The 17,040-nt window shown below is 72.0% G+C and carries 13 protein-coding genes; 10 read left to right on the top strand and 3 right to left on the bottom strand.

Features of this window, described 5'->3' with window-relative positions:
• Window positions 1–240: 240 nt before the first annotated feature.
• The 4 genes from G9272_RS39280 to G9272_RS39265 all read left to right on the top strand — a co-directional run bounded on the left by G9272_RS39280 (window position 241) and on the right by G9272_RS39265 (window position 5,284).
• Window positions 241–1,362 (top strand): PP2C family protein-serine/threonine phosphatase, encoded by a 1,122-nt coding sequence (locus G9272_RS39280; protein ID WP_171400978.1) that lies wholly within the window; start codon window positions 241–243, stop codon window positions 1,360–1,362.
• A gap of 88 nt (window positions 1,363–1,450) precedes the next feature.
• On the top strand, window positions 1,451–2,176 hold the full coding sequence (locus tag G9272_RS39275) for a response regulator transcription factor (RefSeq protein ID WP_171400977.1): 726 nt from the start codon (window positions 1,451–1,453) through the stop codon (window positions 2,174–2,176).
• Window positions 2,173–3,777: a sensor histidine kinase gene (locus tag G9272_RS39270; RefSeq protein WP_171400976.1), complete on the top strand. Its 1,605-nt coding sequence runs from the start codon at window positions 2,173–2,175 to the stop codon at window positions 3,775–3,777. Before G9272_RS39275 ends, G9272_RS39270 begins: the two co-directional genes overlap by 4 nt.
• Before the next feature lie 166 nt (window positions 3,778–3,943).
• Window positions 3,944–5,284 (top strand): DUF3500 domain-containing protein, encoded by a 1,341-nt coding sequence (locus tag G9272_RS39265; protein ID WP_171400975.1) that lies wholly within the window; start codon window positions 3,944–3,946, stop codon window positions 5,282–5,284.
• Window positions 5,285–5,387: 103 nt separating this feature from the next.
• Here the strand turns inward: G9272_RS39265 and G9272_RS46275 are convergent, their stop codons facing one another.
• On the bottom strand, window positions 5,388–5,612 hold the full coding sequence (locus G9272_RS46275) for a tautomerase family protein (protein ID WP_171400974.1): 225 nt from the start codon (window positions 5,610–5,612) through the stop codon (window positions 5,388–5,390).
• Window positions 5,613–5,705: 93 nt separating this feature from the next.
• Window positions 5,706–9,647: an amino acid adenylation domain-containing protein gene (locus tag G9272_RS39255; protein WP_171400973.1), complete on the bottom strand. Its 3,942-nt coding sequence runs from the start codon at window positions 9,645–9,647 to the stop codon at window positions 5,706–5,708.
• 230 nt (window positions 9,648–9,877) lie between these two features.
• On the opposite strand from G9272_RS39255, the gene G9272_RS39250 reads away from it, so the two are divergent.
• From G9272_RS39250 to G9272_RS39225, 6 genes are read left to right on the top strand one after another with little or no spacing between them, the layout of a single operon-like run.
• On the top strand, window positions 9,878–10,876 hold the full coding sequence (locus G9272_RS39250; protein WP_171400972.1) for a PLP-dependent cysteine synthase family protein: 999 nt from the start codon (window positions 9,878–9,880) through the stop codon (window positions 10,874–10,876).
• Window positions 10,873–11,589 carry a serine O-acetyltransferase EpsC gene (gene epsC, locus G9272_RS39245; RefSeq protein WP_171400971.1) on the top strand — a complete coding sequence of 239 codons (717 nt, stop codon included), beginning with the start codon at window positions 10,873–10,875 and terminating at the stop codon, window positions 11,587–11,589. Before G9272_RS39250 ends, epsC begins: the two co-directional genes overlap by 4 nt.
• Window positions 11,579–12,880, top strand: a complete 1,302-nt coding sequence (locus tag G9272_RS39240) for an ATP-grasp domain-containing protein (protein ID WP_171400970.1) — start codon at window positions 11,579–11,581, stop codon at window positions 12,878–12,880. Before epsC ends, G9272_RS39240 begins: the two co-directional genes overlap by 11 nt.
• Complete coding sequence (locus G9272_RS39235; RefSeq protein ID WP_171400969.1) at window positions 12,877–14,184, top strand: ATP-grasp domain-containing protein; 1,308 nt, start codon at window positions 12,877–12,879, stop codon at window positions 14,182–14,184. The genes G9272_RS39240 and G9272_RS39235 overlap by 4 nt, the downstream gene beginning before the upstream one ends.
• Window positions 14,181–15,446, top strand: a complete 1,266-nt coding sequence (locus tag G9272_RS39230; protein ID WP_171400968.1) for an MFS transporter — start codon at window positions 14,181–14,183, stop codon at window positions 15,444–15,446. Before G9272_RS39235 ends, G9272_RS39230 begins: the two co-directional genes overlap by 4 nt.
• A gap of 5 nt (window positions 15,447–15,451) precedes the next feature.
• The gene (locus tag G9272_RS39225) at window positions 15,452–16,120 is read left to right on the top strand and encodes a TRM11 family SAM-dependent methyltransferase (protein WP_171400967.1); all 669 of its coding nucleotides are present in this window, start codon (window positions 15,452–15,454) and stop codon (window positions 16,118–16,120) included.
• A gap of 34 nt (window positions 16,121–16,154) precedes the next feature.
• Here the strand turns inward: G9272_RS39225 and G9272_RS39220 are convergent, their stop codons facing one another.
• Window positions 16,155–17,024, bottom strand: coding sequence for a LuxR family transcriptional regulator (locus G9272_RS39220; protein WP_171400966.1), 870 nt, complete (start codon window positions 17,022–17,024; stop codon window positions 16,155–16,157).
• Between the last annotated feature and the right edge of the window lie 16 nt (window positions 17,025–17,040).

Here is a 17,040-nt window from a genome sequence, read left to right as displayed (position 1 = left end):
GCTCTTCCCGTCACCACCCGTGGACGCGCCTGCCGACGGGCCCGTGGACGGGCGTTCAGCAAGGGGTACGGGTGGACACCGGCGCCCGTTCAGCCGCCGCCGTCGGTGCGCGGGACCGAGAAGCGGTGGCGGGGCGGCCCCGCGTCCGGGACCGCCGTGATCCACGGCCGGCGTCACCCCCCGCCCGGGCCGACGACCTGTCTAAAGTACAGAGAGATCACCACCTGCGCGGGAGTTCCCATGACCGGTCCCCGTCGGATGCGTCCCACCGACGCACTCGAAGCCATCGAGCCCCCGGGCAACGCCGAGACGGTCGTCGGTGTGCTGTCGGTGACGGTCCTGGTGGAGGTCCTCGGCGTCCTGTCCGGATCCGAGGTGTGGCTCCTCGGACTGCTGGTCTTCCTGCCGGGCACGGCGTCCGCGCTGTGCACCGTCCAGCAGACGAAGTTCGTCGCCGCGTGGACCACCCTGTTCGTCAGCCTCACGCTGCTCGTACGGGCCGACGACAACGGCCGGTGGCTCGACCGGGCGCTGCTGGTGCTGCTCACCCTCGCCCTGGGAGCCGCCTCCGTCTACGCCTGTCACCGGCGCATCGCGCGCGAGCACGAGATGCTGCGGCTGCGCTCCACCGCCGCCGCCATGCAGCGGCACATCCTGCACCCCCTGCCCCTGCTCACCGACGACGTGCTGGTCAACGGCGTCTACGAACCCGTGCAGGAGGACCGGCTCGTCGGCGGCGACATCTACGACGTGGTCGCCTCGCCCTTCGGCACACGCGTGCTCATCGGGGACGTGCAGGGCAAGGGGCTGGCCGCCGTCGGCGCCGCGTTCGCCGTCATCGGCGCCTTCCGTGAGGCGGCCCACCGGGAGCCCACGCTCACCGCGCTCGTCGACGCCCTGGACGCCTCGGTCGTCCGGCACAACTCCTACGCCGAACAGACCGGCGACGACGAGCGGTTCGTCACCGCCCTCATCATCGGCGTCGACGCGGGCGCGGAGGCGCAGGTCGTCAACTGCGGGCACATTCCGCCCCGGTTGGTGCACGACGGCGCCGTCACCACACCGGCGGTGGACACCGGCGTCCCGCTCGGGCTCGCCGAACTGGCCGCCGAACCCACGACGGTCGACTGGTTCGCGTTCCCGGCCGGTTCCACGCTCGTGCTGACCACCGACGGTCTCACCGAGACCCGCGCCCACGACGGCACCTTCTACCCGGTCGACGAACGTCTGATGAAGCACCTCGACCTGTCCCCCACCGAGCTGCCCCTGGCGCTGCACGAGGACGCCCGCGCGTACGCCGGGCACGACCGCCGGCACGACGACGTCGCCGTGCTGACCGTCCGCCGGTCGCCGCGTCACTGAGCCCGGCCGCCGGGCGGCCGGTCCGCGCCATGGCGCACGCTCAGCTCGCACACATGCTCCTCATGGCGAACGGAGAGAGGGTCGAGCCATGTCTGGCGTCCCCGGTACCCGTGCGGGCACGGTTCGCGTGCTGATAGTCGACGACGAGCCCGAGCTCACCGAGCTGCTGTCCGCGGCCGTGACCGAGGCGGGGTGGCGGTCCTTCTCGGCGGCCGACGGACGCAGCGCGCTGCGCATCGCGCGGGACTGCGCCCCGCACGTCGTCGTCCTCGACGGCATGCTGCCCGACGTCGACGGGGTCGAGGTACTGCGCAGGCTGCGCAGCGAGAACACCCGGCTGCCCGTGCTGATGCTCACCGCACGGGACGCGCTGGAGCACCGGATCGACGGACTGTCGGCCGGCGCGGACGACTATGTGACCAAGCCGTTCTCCCTGGAAGAGGTCGTGCTGCGGCTGCGCGGTCTGCTGCGCAGGGCCGGCCCCGGCGAGAGCGCCGACCAGGGTCCCGTACGGGTGCTGGGCGATCTCGTGCTGGCCGAGAGCACCCGCGAGGTGCGGCGCGGCGGAACGCCGGTCCCGCTCACCACCAAGGAGTTCGACCTCCTCCGGTTCCTCATGAGCCATCCGCACCAGGTACTCAGCAAGGCCCAGATCCTCGACCATGTCTGGAACGCCTCCTTCGACGGCGAGGGGAACCTGGTCGAGGTCTACATCTACGGACTGCGCGCCAAGATCGACAAGGGGCGGGCGCCGATGATCCGTACCGTGCGCGGCGCGGGGTACGCGCTCAGAGCCGCGGACGAATGGACATGACGGTCCTGCCGGGCCGGCGGCGCGGGGCGAGCCCGTCCGGCGCCGGTCTGGGCCGGCGGTCCCTGCGCGTCCGCCTCGTGCTCTTCGTCTCCGTGACCCTGGTCGCCGTGTGCGCGGTCATGGCGCTCAGCACCGTCCTCGTCCAACGCGTCTATCTGCTCGGGGACCTGGACCAGCGCGTCACCGACGCCGCCGAGCGCAGCCAGGGCGGGTTGCAACGCCGGACGGGCGGCGCGACGGATCTGGGTTTCCTCAACGAGCGCGGGCAGCCGGCCGGCACCCTGGCGGCCCGGTTCGCCGACGGGGAGATCATCGCCGCCGAGGTGGTGACCGAGGACGGCCGTAAGCGGGTCCTCACCGGCGCTCAACGTGCCGCCCTGAAGGGGATCACCGCGGACGGGTCGCTGCACACCCGCACCGTCCCCGGCCTCGGCACCTACCGGCTGACCGCGATCGGCGGCGACGGGGTCCCCGTCCTGGCCGGGCTCCCGATGGCCGACGTGCAGCAGGTGATCGACCGTCTGGTCGTCGTCGAGGCGGCGATCGCCGCCATCGGACTGGCCACCGCGGCCTGCGCCTCCGCCGTCGTCATACGGCGGCAGCTGCGCCCGCTGGGCCGGGTCGCGGCCACCGCCGCCGAGGTCGCCCGGGTGCCGCTGGACCGCGGCGAGGTCGCCGTCCTCGCCCGCGTCGCGGCGCGTGACACCGGCCCCGGCACCGAGGCCGGCCAGGTCGGCTTCGTGCTCAACCAGCTGATCGACCACGTGGAGTCCTCGCTCGCCGAACGCCGGCGGACCGAGGAACGCATGCGCCGGTTCCTCGCCGACGCCAGCCATGAGCTGCGCACACCGCTCGCCTCGATCGCGGGGTACGCCGAGTACATGAACGGCGGCAACCGGACGATCGCGCCGGAGCTGGCCTGGCACCGCGTCTCCGCCCAGTCGGCCCGGATGACCGGCCTGGTGGAGGATCTGCTGCTGCTCGCCCGCCTCGACGAGGGACGGCCGCTCCAGCGGACCGAGGTGAATCTCGCGACGCTGGTCGCCGAGGCCGTCTGGGACGCGCAGGCCGCGGGAGGCGAGCACGACTGGCAGCTCGCGCTGCGCCTCGACGGCCCCGTGACGGTCGTCGCCGACCCGTCCCGGCTCCACCAGGTGGTGGCCAACCTGTTGGCCAACGCCCGTGTGCACACGCCGGCCGGCACCAAGGTCACCGTCGTCGTGGAGACCTTGGAGACCTTGGAGACCTTGGAGGCCCTGGAGACGCCGGAGACGCCGTCGGTGGCGGGAACGGGGCCGGGAAAGGGACCGGGAACGGGGCTTGGTGCCGCCCAGTGTGTGATTCGCGTACGGGACGACGGTCCGGGCATCCCGCCCGGCCTGCTCCCCTCGATCTTCGAGCGGTTCACCCGGGCCGACGGCTCCCGCTCCCGCACTCCCGGCGAGGAGGGCGGCACGGGCCTGGGCCTGGCCATCGCGGCGGCCCTCACGGAGGCGCACGGCGGCCGGATCGACGTGCGGAGCGAACCGGGGCTGACCGAGTTCTCGGTGACGCTTCCCACGGCCGGCCGATCCGCCGTCGCGTCTTCCCCGCAACTCTAAGGGCTCTCACAGAACCGCAGTTCGGACCGCGTACGGACGCCCCGCACGCACCGATTCCGACGGTCGTCCGGTCGTCGCTTCAGGCCTGCCTCAGTTGGCTCCTCCAGAGTGATCACCCGGCGGCCGTTCAGCGGGGACGTGCCCGTGACGAAGGGAATCAGCGACGATGACCGAGCTCGACTCCGGTGAACCGACGGCCCACGAGACCCAGTCCGAAGCCGGCCGCCGTGCGCACGCGAGCCGCCGCAACTTCATGCGCAAGGTCTTCTTCGCCGGCGGGGCCACGGCCGTCGCGACCATGGGCGGGGCCGGAGCCTGGGCCGCGCTGGCCGACGATGCCACCGCCACGGCCACCACCGACCCGAGCGCGGTGCCGAGCGGCGCGCCCAGCGGGGGTCCGGGCGGCGGTACCGGGGGCCCCGGCAACCAGTCGATCACCGAGGACTTCTTCGGTCTCACCACCGACGGCAAGCGGATCGACGACCTGTTCACGATCCACTCCACGGGCGTGAAGACCGCCCCGGTGATCGCCGCCGCGAACGCCTTCCTGGCCGGGCTCAGCGACACCCAGAAGGCCTCGACGCAGTTCACGGTCCACTCCACCGAGTGGCGGCTGTGGAGCAACGTCGACTCCTACGCCCGCCAGGGCGTGTCCCTATCCGACCTGAGTGACGATCAGAAGGCTCTGGGCACAGCCCTGTTGAAGTCGGCGCTCAGCGCCGACGGCCTGGAGACCACCGAGAAGATCCGGAAGATCAACCAGGCGGCCGGCGAGGCCATCGGCAACACCGACTCCTTCAACGAGGACGCCTACTACTGGACCGTGCTGGGTACCCCGTCGGCGACCGAGCCCTGGGGCTTCCAGTTCGACGGCCACCATCTGGTCATCAACTACTTCGTCCTCGGCGATCAGGTCGTGATGAGCCCCTGCTTCTGGGGTTCGGAGCCGACCTCGATGGAGATCGACGGGGAGACGGTGACCGTCTGCCACGAGGAGGTCGTCGCCGGCCTCGCCTTCATCAACTCCCTCAGCCAGGCGCAGCAGGCGCTCGCCATCGAGTCGTCCACCAAGTCCAACGAGTCGATGAAAGCGGGCGCGTTCTCCGACAACGCGGTCCAGGAGTACACCGGCATCCGCGGCAACGCCCTGACCGCGGCCCAGAAGACCAAGCTCCTCGGCATCGTGCAGGCCTTCACCGGGCGCGCCAGGGCCGACGTGGCGAAGGTGACGCTGGCCGAGGTCCGCAAGCATGTCGACGACACCTACGTCACCTGGGCCGGCGGCACCGGCGACGACGACGCCTTCTACGTCCGCGTCCACAGCCCCGTCGTCTGGATCGAGGTCGACTGCCAGGCTCCGGGCCCCCTCGCGGGCGCGTACGGCGCCACCCAGGGCAGCGGCGCCACCCAGAAGCACGTCCACTCCATCGTCCGCACCCCCAACGGCAACGACTACGGCAAGGAGCTCCTCAGGCAGCACTACCTGACGTCGCCGCACCACCGGTGACGTCGGACCGCCCGACCACCGGGCCGGGGCCCCGACAACCCGGCCCGGTCCACCGCGCGTACGGCTCGCGCGCTCCGGACCGCGCGGCGTCGCCAGGGGCCGCTCAGTAGCCCGGTGCCTTCGCCAGCTCCTCGCGGTGCGCGGCGATCTCGGGCTGGTAGACGCGCGCGTCCCAGTCCTCGGGCGGGACGGGCGCCAGGGCGATCGAGATCACCCGTTCCTCGACCTCGAACGCCTCCCGGACGGCGGCCGTCACCTGCTCCACCAGGCGGGACCGCTGCTCTGCGGTCAGGGACTTCGGGAAGTGCTGAATGGTCACGTGGGGCATGAGGGCTTCCTTGTCTGTCACGTCGGTCGGTCACGTCGGTCGGTCGCGTGGGTCTGTCGTGGGGCCGGTGCCGGTGCCGGTGCCGGCCGTCGGTCAGGGCGTGGCGCGCCGCAGCGCCTTCACCAGCTCGTCGACGCCCGGGTCGCGCAGCGCCCCGTAGTGGTCCGCCTCCAGCTGGACGACGGTGGGCGGGACCACGGTGCGGCCCGGGACGCGTTCGATGAAGGAGGGTTCGTCGCCCCGCGCCCGGAACACCGTGACGGGCGCGGAGACCCGACGGGCGGCCGGGTCGACGTGGTCGTAGGTGAACCCGTAGGTACGGCAGACCACGGCCACCACCCGGCGGACCAGGTCGGGGTCCAGTTGCGGGAACCGGCGATCGACGAACCGCGCGAAGCTCTCCGCGTCGGTGGACTCGCGCAGGCACTCCTCCAGGACCGGGCCGCTGACCGTACCGGCGAAGACGGAGAAGAGGACGGTGGTGAAGACGGGATCGGCGAAGTCGGCCAGTGCCTCGGCCGGTGCATCGGCCGGTGTCGCCTCCGGGACGCCGGGCACCCGCGGCAGTCCCGGTGCCAGCAGGAACAGCCGCTCCACCCGCTCGCCCGACCGCTCCAACTGCCATGCCGTCTCGAAGGCGACCCGCGCACCGAAGGAGTAGCCCCACAGCGTGTAGGGCCCCGCCGGCTGGACCCGCCGCAGCGCCGCGACATCGGCGGCGGCCATCTCCTCGATGGACGGGAACGGCGTCTCGCCCTCGTTGATGCCGTGCGACTGGACGCCGTACACCGGCCGCTCCCCCGGCGCACGGGCCGCGAGCAGCCGCAGGTTCATGGTGAAGCCACCGAGCCCCGGCCAGCAGAACACCGGCGGCTCGCTGCCCCCCGCCCGCAGCGGAGCGAGCCGGGACGTGGCCACGGCGGTTCGGGCGGCCACCGCCTCGGCCAGCTTCGCCACCGTGGTCGCCTCGAACAGCAGCTGGAGCGGCAGGCTGAGCCCGAACGCCTCGTTGATCCGCTTGACCAGCGCGACCGCGATCACCGAGTTCCCGCCGAGTTGGAAGAAGTCGTCGTGCACGGAGAGGGAGTCGCGCTGCATCGCCGACTTCCACAGGTCGCACAGCCGGGCCTCGACCTTGTTGCGCGGCTCCACCACCAGCTGGGCGCCGGACGCCGCCTCGTCGACGTGCTCCTCCAGGGCCTTGGTGTCGAGCTTGCCGTTGGGCGTGTGCGGCAGCTCGGGCAGCACCAGGATCCGGCCGGGGAGCATGAACGCGGGCAGCGACGCCGCCAGGTCCTCCCTGATCAGCTCCGCCGGACCCTTCATGTGCACCTGGTCCTCGTGCATGCCCTCGTGGCGGAGCTGGTCCTGGCTGACCGGACCGCCGACGAAGAAGTACGAGGGCCCGGTGCGCTGCCCCGCCTCCCGCAGGATCGCCGTCATACGCCTGGCGGCGGGCAGGTCGTCCCCGGCGCGCGAGCTGTAGCCGGCGGACATGAAGCCCAGACCACTGGTGTTCATCATCAGGTGCTGGAGCCCACGGCCGAGGTCCAGATAGCTGTGCCGCTCCCTGCCCTGCTCGGCGGCGCGGCTGACGAGGGTGATGCCGAAGCCCGACCGCTCGTACACGGCCTGGTTGATGGCGATCACATGCCGTTTGAGGACCAGCTCGTCGCTGATCCGGTGCAGCCTGCCGTCCAGGTACCGGTACTGGCCGCCGGGCAGGCCGGCCTCGCTGCCCGGGTGGAACTGCACATGGATGTCGAGGGAGTCGTGCGCGGGGGGTCGCCCGTGCGCCGCCGTCCACGGCACCAGCGCGAAGGAGCCCAGCCGGTAGTCGTCCTCGGCGCAGCCCAGGAGCCGCGTGGGAGCGCTGTCGTGGGGCGCTTCGGCGAGGGCGAGGCCGTGGGCGGGCAGGACCTCGTCGAACAGGCCGGCCATGTGCCCGGCCTCGATCTCCAGGACCTCCTGGATGTTCTTCTTGTACACCGGCTCGATCGCCGATCTGCGGCCGATGAAATGCACCCGTGCCCCGGTGGCGTCGGCGGTTCCGGCCGTCTCGGCCGACTCCTCGCGGTGGACCAGCACCAGCTCGTGGTTGACCGGGTGGTAGTAGTAGCAGCCCGCGGGCAGGCCCGCGACCCCGGCGAGTTCCAGGTACAGCTGCGTCGCGTAGAGGGATCCGGGGGAGGCGTACGCGTACTTGGGCAGCAGCCGCTCCGGGCTGAGGTGTTGTCCGAAGTTCCGTAATACGTCGCCGAGTTCGGGCAGGGTCAGCTCTTCGGGACGACGCGAACCGACGCCCTCGGTGCACCGGCCGAGCGCCGCCAGCACGTCCGCCGCCTCCAGCCGCTCGCCCTCGTAGAAGCGGTACGTCTTGCGGGCGAAGGCCCGGCGCCGCTGTTCGGGACGGGCGGTGGCGCCGGGCAGGCGCACGGTGGGCCGCCCGGAGAGATCGGCCGCGTCCCGCACGCCCGGGTTCGACAGCTGGGCCTTGACCTGGAGCTTGGACGACTTCGACACATGGTGTTCGCCGTGCTCGTCCTGGTCCATCAACGCGGCCTCGCGCGGGCTCAGTTCGATGCAGGCCACCAGGTTCTGGGCGCCGGTGCGCGGGTCGGTGCGCAGCAGCACGGCGGCGTTCCGCACCCAGTCGTGGGCCTCGATGGCCAGGCGTACCTCGTCCAGCTCGATCCGGAAGCCGCGCAGCTTGACCTGGTTGTCGGCCCGGCCGGCGAACTGGGCGGTGCCGTCGGGGTTCCAGTACGCCAGATCGCCGGTGCGGTACAACCGGTCGTGACCGGGCGCGTGCGCGTACGGACTCGGGTTCGGGTTCGGGTTCCCGTACGGACTTGGGCTCGGGCTCGGGCTCGGGTTCGGGTTCGGCAGGAAGCGGTCGGCGGTGAGCTCGGGCCGGTGCAGATAGCCGCGTGCCAACTGGACGCCGCTGATGTGCAGTTCACCGGTCTCACCGACCGCCACGGGACGGCCTTCGGCATCCAGGATGTGGTAGCGCAGGCCGGTCACCGGCACGCCGATCGGCAGGGCGTCGGGACCCTCGTCGAGAGCCCCCGGATCGACGGTGTACGCCGAGGTGTTGATGGTGCACTCGGTGGGGCCGTAGAGATTGACCAGATCGGCCCCCGGCAGCGCCCGGGTGAGTTGTCCGGCGAGTGACCGGGACAGCGTCTCGCCACCGCTGAAGAGGTGGGTGAGCGAGGTGCAGCGGTCGAGTTCGTCGGTGTCGAGCAGCGCCTGGAGCAGCGTGGGCACCCCTTGCAGGGTGGTGACGGAATGGCGGGTGACGGCCTCGACGAGGCCGGTGGGATCCCGGTGGATCCCACCGGACCCGACCACGACCCGGCTGCCGCACGCGGGAGCCAGGATCTCCCACTGGGCCGCGTCGAAACTGATCGGGGTCTTCTGGAGAACGGTCTTGCCGGCGTCGAGCGCGAAGCAATCGGTGAGCCAGCGCATCTGGTGCGCGATGGAGCGGTGCTCGATCGTCACGCCCTTGGGCCGACCGGTACTGCCCGAGGTGTAGATGACGTACGCGAGATCCGCCGGACGCGGGCCGTCGGGCAGTTCGGCCGGATCCGCGTCGGACCGGCCCTTCGTGAACTCCACGACGTCGTCGAGGGTGATGACGACGGTGTCCGCGGCGAGGAACTCCGCCAGCCGGTCCCGCAGGAACTCCTGAGTGAGGACGACGCCTATGCGGGCGTCCTGCGCGATGTGGCGGATGCGCTCAGCCGGGTAGTCGGGCGCGAGCGGGAGATAGGCGCCGCCGGATCTCAGGATGCCCCAGACGCCGATCATCAGATCCAGTGAGGGCTCGACGAAGAGCCCCACGCCCGCGTCCGCGCCGACGCCGAGGTGGTGCAGGTAACGCGCCACGTCATCGGCCTTGTCGGCCAGCTCGCGGAAGGTGAGCGACTCCCCCTCGTGGACCACGGCGATGTCGCCGGGGCGGGCGAGAGCCTGCGAGTTGAGCAGATCGGGCAGACAAGACGCGGTGGCATCCCGGCTCTTCATCAACGTACCCCCGTATCCGGACAGGTCTTCGACCTCGCGTTCGAACGTACGGAGTTGAACCAGGCGGTACGCCGCGCGGGACCCCCGCAATCAGTGCAGTGCGGCAACCCGAACCATGGGCGGCGTGGCCATCGCGCACCGAGCGCGGCAGATTCTGGGTGTGCACGTGACCACGGAAAAGCGCACGGAACCCGTGGCACGTCTCGAGCAGAACCGATCCGGAGGGCCCCGTGACCGAACCATCCACCGGCAGTGTCGTCGGCTCACTCGAGGAACTCGTGGGCAACACCCCGATGCTGCGGCTGAGCCTGCCGGGGCTGCCCGCCGACGCCCGTGTGCTGGCCAAGCTGGAGGCGGCCAACCCGCTGTCCAGCATCAAGGACCGGGCGGCGCTGTTCATGCTCCGCGCCGCCGAGGAGTCGGGGGCACTGCGGCCCGGCGGGACGATCGTCGAGTCCACCTCGGGCAACACCGGTATCGCCCTGGCCGCGCTGGCCGCCGCCCGCGGCTACGCCTGCCGGATCGTGCTCCCCGACAACGCCTCGCGGGAGCGCCTGCTGACGCTGCGCATGCTGGGCGCCGAGGTCGAGTTCACCGACCACACCCTCGGTTTCGCCGGCTGTGTGGAGCGCGCCGAGAAGCTGCACGCCGACACTCCCGGGTCCTGGTACGCGGGCCAGCACCTGAACGCCGCCAACGTACGGGCGCACTACGAGACCACGGGCCCGGAGATCTGGCGGGACACCGGCGGCGACGTCGACCATCTGGTGTGCGGCGTCGGCACCGGCGGCACCCTGACCGGGATCGCCCACCGTCTGCGGGAACACAACCCGGCGTTGAGGGTCGTGGCGGTCGAGCCCGCGGGCTCCCCGCTGCTGTCCGGCGGCGAGCCGGGACCGCACCGGATCCCCGGTCTGAACGGCGGATTCACCAGCCCGGTCACCGACGTCTCGGTCATCGACGAGGTGATCGTGGTCGAGGACGAGGACGCGGCGGCCACCACCCGTGCCATCGCCGCCGCCACCGGACTGCTGGTCGGTGTCTCCTCGGGCGCCGCCGCGTACGGCTGTCTGGAGCTTGCACGCCGACACGACCTGGCCGGTGCCACGGTCGTCACCGTCTTCCCCGACACCGGAGAGCGCTACCTCAGCTGGTGGCCCGAGGCCCAGGAGGCCCCGCGGGAGCCGGCCCGGGTCGCGGTCGGCGGCGCGTCGCGGCCGGCCGGATGAGCCCGGCGCGCACCTCGCCCTCGCTGCGCCGGCGGATCGGGGAGACCCTCGACGTCATCGTCGCCCGCGACCCCTCGGTCCGGTCCCGCACCGAGGCGCTGCTGCATCCGACGGTGCTGGCCCTGCTGGGCCACCGGACGAGCAACTTCGCCTACCGGCACGGCCGTCGTCTCGTCGCGCGGCTGGTGTGCACCACCACCAAGGTGCTCACCGGAGGCATCGAGATCCATCCGGGCGCGCAGATCGGCCGGCGGTTCTTCGTCGACCACGGCAGCGGGGTCGTGGTCGGTGAGACCGCCGTCATCGGTGACGACGTGTCACTCTTCCACCAGGTCACGCTCGGGTCCTTCGGCTGGTGGCACGAGCAGGAGCGCGCCCGGCAGGGCGGCCGCCGGCATCCCCGGCTCGGCAACGGTGTGACGGTCGGCGCGGGGGCCACCCTGCTCGGGCCGATCACCGTCGGCGACGACGCCCTGATCGGCGCGATGTCCCTGGTGCTCCGTGACGTGCCCAAGGGGGTGCATGTGAACGCCCCACGGGCGACCATCGAGCAACTGCCCGAATCCCCGGCTGCGGTGGGCGAGTTGCCCGGCACCGCGACCGCGGACCAGGTGCCGGCCGACCGCCTGCCCGCCCTCACCCCCACGGAGGGCCCGCGCACGGACGCGCGGCCCTCACACCGGAACGGATCGGAACGGACCCATGAATCCTGAGCGTTCACTGCTGCTCGTCGGGGCCACCGACGAAACCGTGTTCAAGGCCAAGCAGTTGGGCCTGTACGTCCTGCTGCTCCAGCACCCCACGAAGATCAGTGCCGAGCAGGAGCGCCTCGCCGACCGGGTGGAGGTCGTCGACTACACCCGCTGGGACCTGGTGGAGCCGATAGCCAGGCGGCTGTGGGACTCCCCCGGCTTCGCCGCCGCCACTTCGATCACCGAGCCGGGCCTGGAGAACGCGGCCCGTGTCAACGACCTGTTCAGCCTGGGCGGCACCGGCTACGAGGTGACCCGGCGCTTCCGCGACAAGGTCGTCATGCGCGAGCACCTGGCCGGGCTCGACCCCGACGCGGTGCACGCCCGGCCGCTGCGCGGGCGCGAGGACCTGGACGCCTTCGGGGAGCGGTACGGCTACCCCTTCATCGTGAAGCCGACGGACGCCACCGCCAGTATCGGTGTGTACCGCCTCGACGGGCCCGCCGACGCCGAGCGGGTCTGGGCCGAGGTACGGCGGCTGTCGGGCACCAGGACGGACCGGGTCTCGACGCTGATGCTGCTGCGGGACTTCCTGATGGAGGAGTACCTCGACGGCCCCGAGTACAGCGTGGAGTCCTTCAGCTCCGCCGGACGCCATGTGGTCATCGCCGTCACCGAGAAGTTCACCGACCCCGCGCACTTCGCCGAACTGGGCCACGCGGTCCCCGCCCGGCTCGGCGCGGGGGTCGACGAGCGGGTACGCGCGGCCGTCACCGGCTTCCTGGACCGGCTCGGCGTCAGGGACGGCGTCTGCCACACCGAGATCCGGATCGGCGCCCGCGGTCCCCGCGTCATCGAGAGCCACAACCGGATCGCCGGTGACGCCATCACCGACCTGGTGTACAGCGTCTACGGCATCGACACCGTCAAGCTCGCCCTCGCCGCGCCCTTCGGCCTGGCCGAGGAGCTACCCGACCGGCCCGAGGCGCACGGCGGGGCCGCCGTGCGGTCCGTGGTGGGCCGGCCGGGCGACGTCGTGGAGGCGGTGGACGGCGTGGCCGAGGCACAGGCGCTCGCCGATGTGCTCGCGGTACGCATCAGCGCCAGGCCCGGGGAGACGGTGCGTCCCCTGCGGGACAACTGGGACCGCCTCGGCCTGGTCGCCGTGACCGGCGAGGACACCACGGCGGCGATCCGGCGCGGCGCGGAACTCGTCGGCGACGTGGTGAAGGTCTGGGTGAAGGACCCCGACGGCCGGCCGGGCCTGGCCGCTGCCGCGCCGGTGAGCGACCGGACGGTGGTCCCGGCATGAGCGTCCTCGTCCTGCACCGCAACCCGTTCGCCGCCTTCCCCTACCGCCGGTGGCTGGACGGGGACGCGCCCGGCCTCGACGGCTCGGCGCCGTATCCGGGCGATGTCGTCGTCCTCGCCGCCCGGGACAAGATCGAGCTGGCCGGCGAGGAGATCCCGGACGGCACCGGCCACGACTTCACCCACCTCGAACTCTTCGACACCCTCGACGACGAGGCGGTGCCGTCCCGCGCGCTCGCCCTCGCCGAGGAGTACCGGATCACGCACGTCATCGCCCACCACGAGGCGGACGTGCTCCTCGCCGCCCGGCTGCGCGAGCGTCTCGGCCTCGACGGGGCGTGGAGCGCCGACATCACGCCGTTCCGTGACAAGGCCCTGATGAAGCGGCTGGCCCGGCGGGCCGGCATCGAGGTCGCCCCGCACACCGTGCCGGGCACCGCCCGGGAGGCCCGCAACTTCGCCGCACGGTACGGATTCCCGGTGGTGCTGAAGGACCGGGCGGGCTACAACTCCATCGGGCTGCGCATCATCGCCGACCCCGACGAGCTGGAGCTGCGGCTCGCACAGGCCTACGGCGGCGGTCCGCGGGACGACCTGCTGATCGAGGCGTACGTTCCCGGGCGGATGTGCCATGTCGACGGGCTGGTGGTGGACGGGCGCACCGTGGCCGCCTGGCCTTCCCAGTACCAGTACGAGCTGGCCTCGTTCGGGGCCGACCCCGGGCCGCGGGTCGATCTGACCCTGGACGTGGACGACCCGCTCACCCCCCGGCTGCTCACGCTGATCGAGCGGACCCTGGCGGCCCTGAAGCCCGAGGACTCGCGGCTGCGCACGCACGCCTTCCACGCGGAGGTGTTCCACACGCCCGACGACCGTCTGGTGCTGTGCGAGATCGCGGGCCGCTCGGGCGGCGCGAAGATCCGTGAGGTGTTCGAGACCCTCTTCGGGATCCAGCTCGCCGTGCAGGTGACCCGTGCGGAGGCCGGTCTCCCGCTGCCCGCGGTCGAGGGCGCCACGGACGCCGAGGGGCGACTGCGGCCGCGCTGCATGTCGGGGCAGGTGCTCACGATGAAGCGGCCCGGTCTGGTGCGTTCGCTGCCCGCGGTCCCCGACGAGGAGTGGGTGCGGGGCTTCTGGCTCTTCGCCGAGGAGGGGCAGGTGATCGCCCCGGCGTCGGGTTCCGCCGACTTCCTCACCGCGGTGGTGGGTTCGGCCCCGACCCGGGTCGCATGCGAGCGCAGACTGCGTGCCCTGGGCGCCCGGGTCATCGCGGAGACGAAGATCGTGGCGGTGGAGACGGCATGAGGGAGAAGCTGTCGTCCGTCCGCTTCAAGTACATGCTGGGCATGATCGTCGACGCGACCGGCAGCGGCATGTACCTGCCGCTGTCGCTCCTCTACTTCCACCACGTCACCGATCTGCCGCTGACCCAGGTCGGCGCGATCGTGACGGCCGCCTCGGTGATCGGTCTGGTGAGCAACCCGGTCGCCGGCGTGCTGATCGACCGCTTCAGCGCCCGCGCCGTGCTGGTGGGCGGATACGTGCTGCGCGCCTCGGCGTTCTGCACCTATCCCCTGGTCGACAACGGCGTGGCCATGTTCGCGGTGGTGCTGCCGGTCGCGCTCGGCGACACCTCCTACCCGCCGGCCATCCAGTCCTTCGTGGCGGAGATCGTACGAGGCGCCGAGCGGGACAAGCTGCTCGCCCTCCAGCGCAGTCTGCGCAACGCCGGGATGGGCGTGGGCGGCCTCCTCGCGGGCGCGGCCCTCGCCCTGGACGAGTCCGGGTTCTACTTCGTCGTGCTCGGCGCGGCCGCCGGCTATCTGCTGTCGGCCGCGCTGCTCAGTACGATCCGCCCCGGCGCGTCGGCACAGCCGGCGGGCGACCGGGTCTCCCGCAAGGGCGGCTACCGGATGGTGGCGCGCAACCGTCCCTTCCTGGGCCTCACGCTGCTGAACATCCCGACCGCCTTCGGGTACATGGTGCTGTCCGTGGCCCTGCCGGTGTATCTCACCCGTGAACTGGACGCGCCCGTCTCGCTGGTGGGCGTCCTGTACGCGGTCAACACGGTGGGGATCGCGGTGCTCCAGATTCCGGTCACCCGGGTCCTGGTCAGATATCGCCGAACGCGTGCGGTGGCGCTCGGCGCGGGCATCTTCGCGCTGTCGTTCGTCACCTTCGCGGTGCTCGGCAGTGTGTCGACCGGGGCCGCGCTGATCGCCGGTGTGTTCGCCGCGGTGGCCGCGTTCACCGCGGGCGAGCTGCTGCACGGCGCCACGGCCTCCGCGTTGGTGGCCCAGGCCGCGCCGGAGGAGACCCGCGGCCGTCATCTCGCGGTCTACCAGCTGTCCTGGGCGGTGCCCATCGCGCTCGCGCCGACCGTGCTCACGGCCCTGCTGTCGCTCTCGGCCACCGGGATGTGGCTGCTGCTCGCGGCGGCCACGGCAGGCTCCGCGCTGGGTGTGCTGCGCCTCGAGCGCACGCTGCCCCGGGCCGCGGTGCATCCGGTGCTGCCCACGGCCGGACCGGCCGTCTCCGATACCGGCCCCACCAGAAAGGTTGCGTGACCGTCATGGGGATTTCCAGTTGGCGTGTGCTCGGCGCAGAGGACCCGGAGTTCGCACTGGAGGAGGTCGCGGGGCAGAGTGGTCTCGTCAGCCAGTTGCGGCCGCTGATAACGGAGTTGAGCAAGCCGGGCGACCTGGTGTTCGATCCCTTCGCCGGGTGGGGCACCACTCTGGTGGCCTGCGCGGCCGAGGGGCGGCGCGGGGTCGGCATCGAGATCAACCCCTCGCGCGCGCAGGAGGCTCAACAGCGCGTCGCGCGTTACCCGGAGCAGCGCATGCTCTGCGGCGACGCCCGCAAGCCTCCGCTCGACCCCGGCACCGTGGACCTCGTCCTGTGCGACCTGCCGTACTTCGGCACCGATCTGGACGCCGAGTCGCCCGACCCCGGGCAGATGTACGCGCTGCGCGACTACGACGTCTATCTGGCGGCGCTCGACGAGACGTTCGCGGCCGTCGCTCGGGTGATGCGGCCGGGCGCCTACGCGGTCGTGGCCGTCCAGAACCGGCGGCTGGCGGACCGGTTCGTCCCGCTGGCCTGGGACGCGGCGCGCGTGCTCGGCCGTCATCTGACCCTGGGGGACGAACGCGTCCACCTCTACGACTGGCCGGTCAAGGACGACGACCCGATGCGGACGAACCGGTCGCACGAGTATCTGCTGATGGCGCAGAAGTAGGCGGCCGGACAAAGCCGTTCCCGGCCGGGGCCGACTACGGGGCGGACCCGGCCGGGGCGGTGGGCACGGCGACGGTGGGCGCGGCGGCGTACGCGTCGCGCGCCATCTCGTAGCCGAGTTGGAAGCGGTGCTGGGCGCCGTACTGCTCGCGGAGGGAGGCGATATGGCTTTGCACGGACCGCAGGCTCATGCCGAGGCGGCGCGCGATCGCCTTGTCGGAGCGGCCCTCGATCAGCAGCGTCGTGATGGCCTGCCGCAGGTCCGGCACGACCTCGCCGGCCGCGTCCGCCGCACGTACCGGACGGAACGGGAACCGCTCGGCCCGTACCCAGGCCCGCTCGAAGACGTCACCGAGGAAGGCGACGACGGCGCGGTCCCGGATCAGTGCCGCGCTGTGGCCGTGTTCGCCGCCGGGGATGACGGCGACCTCACCGTCGACGACGACCAGCCTGTCGAAGAACTCCGGGAGCGTGCGCACCTCCACGCCGTAACTCATGACCTGCTGCACGTATTTCTTCGTCGGCTCGGAGAACCGGGCGCTGTGCTGGAACAGCGTCCGCATGACGACTCCGCGGGTCAGGGGGTCGTGGACCGCCGCCCAGGTCTCGTCCAGCGGGGGCGCGGGGTCCGGTCCGTCCGGATGGGAGGTGAGGATCTCGCGCTTCGCCCGCCACAGCACCTCGTCGACGGCGTCCTGGACGGCGCCCCGGCCCTCGACGTACCGGATGCTGCCCGGCGCCTCGGCGGCCTCGGCGCACGTGTCCTCGGCGAGGACCAGTTGGCCGGCCGTCTCGGTGGCGTACCGCTCGAGGCTGCTGAGCGTGTCGGCGATCCGCAGCAGGGACTCCAGCGGCGAGCCGGCTGGGGTCAGGGGCTGTTGCGTCGGGCTGCTGCCCAAGCTCATGACGTCATCCTCTCCA

The organism is Streptomyces asoensis (assembly GCF_013085465.1).
GTDB lineage: Bacteria > Actinomycetota > Actinomycetes > Streptomycetales > Streptomycetaceae > Streptomyces > Streptomyces cacaoi_A.
The sequence above is the reverse complement of the archived record's forward strand: the minus strand, read 5'-3'. Positions and strand labels throughout refer to the sequence as shown.

What these genes read in the sequence shown, in the direction of transcription:
- G9272_RS39235 (WP_171400969.1), top strand. Translation starts at nt 12,877, where the DNA reads ATGAGCGTCCTCGTCCTGCACCGCAACCCGTTCGCCGCCTTCCCCTAC.
- G9272_RS39270 (WP_171400976.1), top strand. Translation starts at nt 2,173, where the DNA reads ATGACGGTCCTGCCGGGCCGGCGGCGCGGGGCGAGCCCGTCCGGCGCC.
- epsC (WP_171400971.1), top strand. Translation starts at nt 10,873, where the DNA reads ATGAGCCCGGCGCGCACCTCGCCCTCGCTGCGCCGGCGGATCGGGGAG.
- G9272_RS39240 (WP_171400970.1), top strand. Translation starts at nt 11,579, where the DNA reads ATGAATCCTGAGCGTTCACTGCTGCTCGTCGGGGCCACCGACGAAACC.
- G9272_RS39220 (WP_171400966.1), bottom strand. Translation starts at nt 17,024, where the DNA reads ATGAGCTTGGGCAGCAGCCCGACGCAACAGCCCCTGACCCCAGCCGGC.
- G9272_RS39225 (WP_171400967.1), top strand. Translation starts at nt 15,452, where the DNA reads ATGGGGATTTCCAGTTGGCGTGTGCTCGGCGCAGAGGACCCGGAGTTC.
- G9272_RS39230 (WP_171400968.1), top strand. Translation starts at nt 14,181, where the DNA reads ATGAGGGAGAAGCTGTCGTCCGTCCGCTTCAAGTACATGCTGGGCATG.
- G9272_RS39255 (WP_171400973.1), bottom strand. Translation starts at nt 9,647, where the DNA reads ATGAAGAGCCGGGATGCCACCGCGTCTTGTCTGCCCGATCTGCTCAAC.
- G9272_RS39275 (WP_171400977.1), top strand. Translation starts at nt 1,451, where the DNA reads ATGTCTGGCGTCCCCGGTACCCGTGCGGGCACGGTTCGCGTGCTGATA.
- G9272_RS46275 (WP_171400974.1), bottom strand. Translation starts at nt 5,612, where the DNA reads ATGCCCCACGTGACCATTCAGCACTTCCCGAAGTCCCTGACCGCAGAG.
- G9272_RS39280 (WP_171400978.1), top strand. Translation starts at nt 241, where the DNA reads ATGACCGGTCCCCGTCGGATGCGTCCCACCGACGCACTCGAAGCCATC.
- G9272_RS39265 (WP_171400975.1), top strand. Translation starts at nt 3,944, where the DNA reads ATGACCGAGCTCGACTCCGGTGAACCGACGGCCCACGAGACCCAGTCC.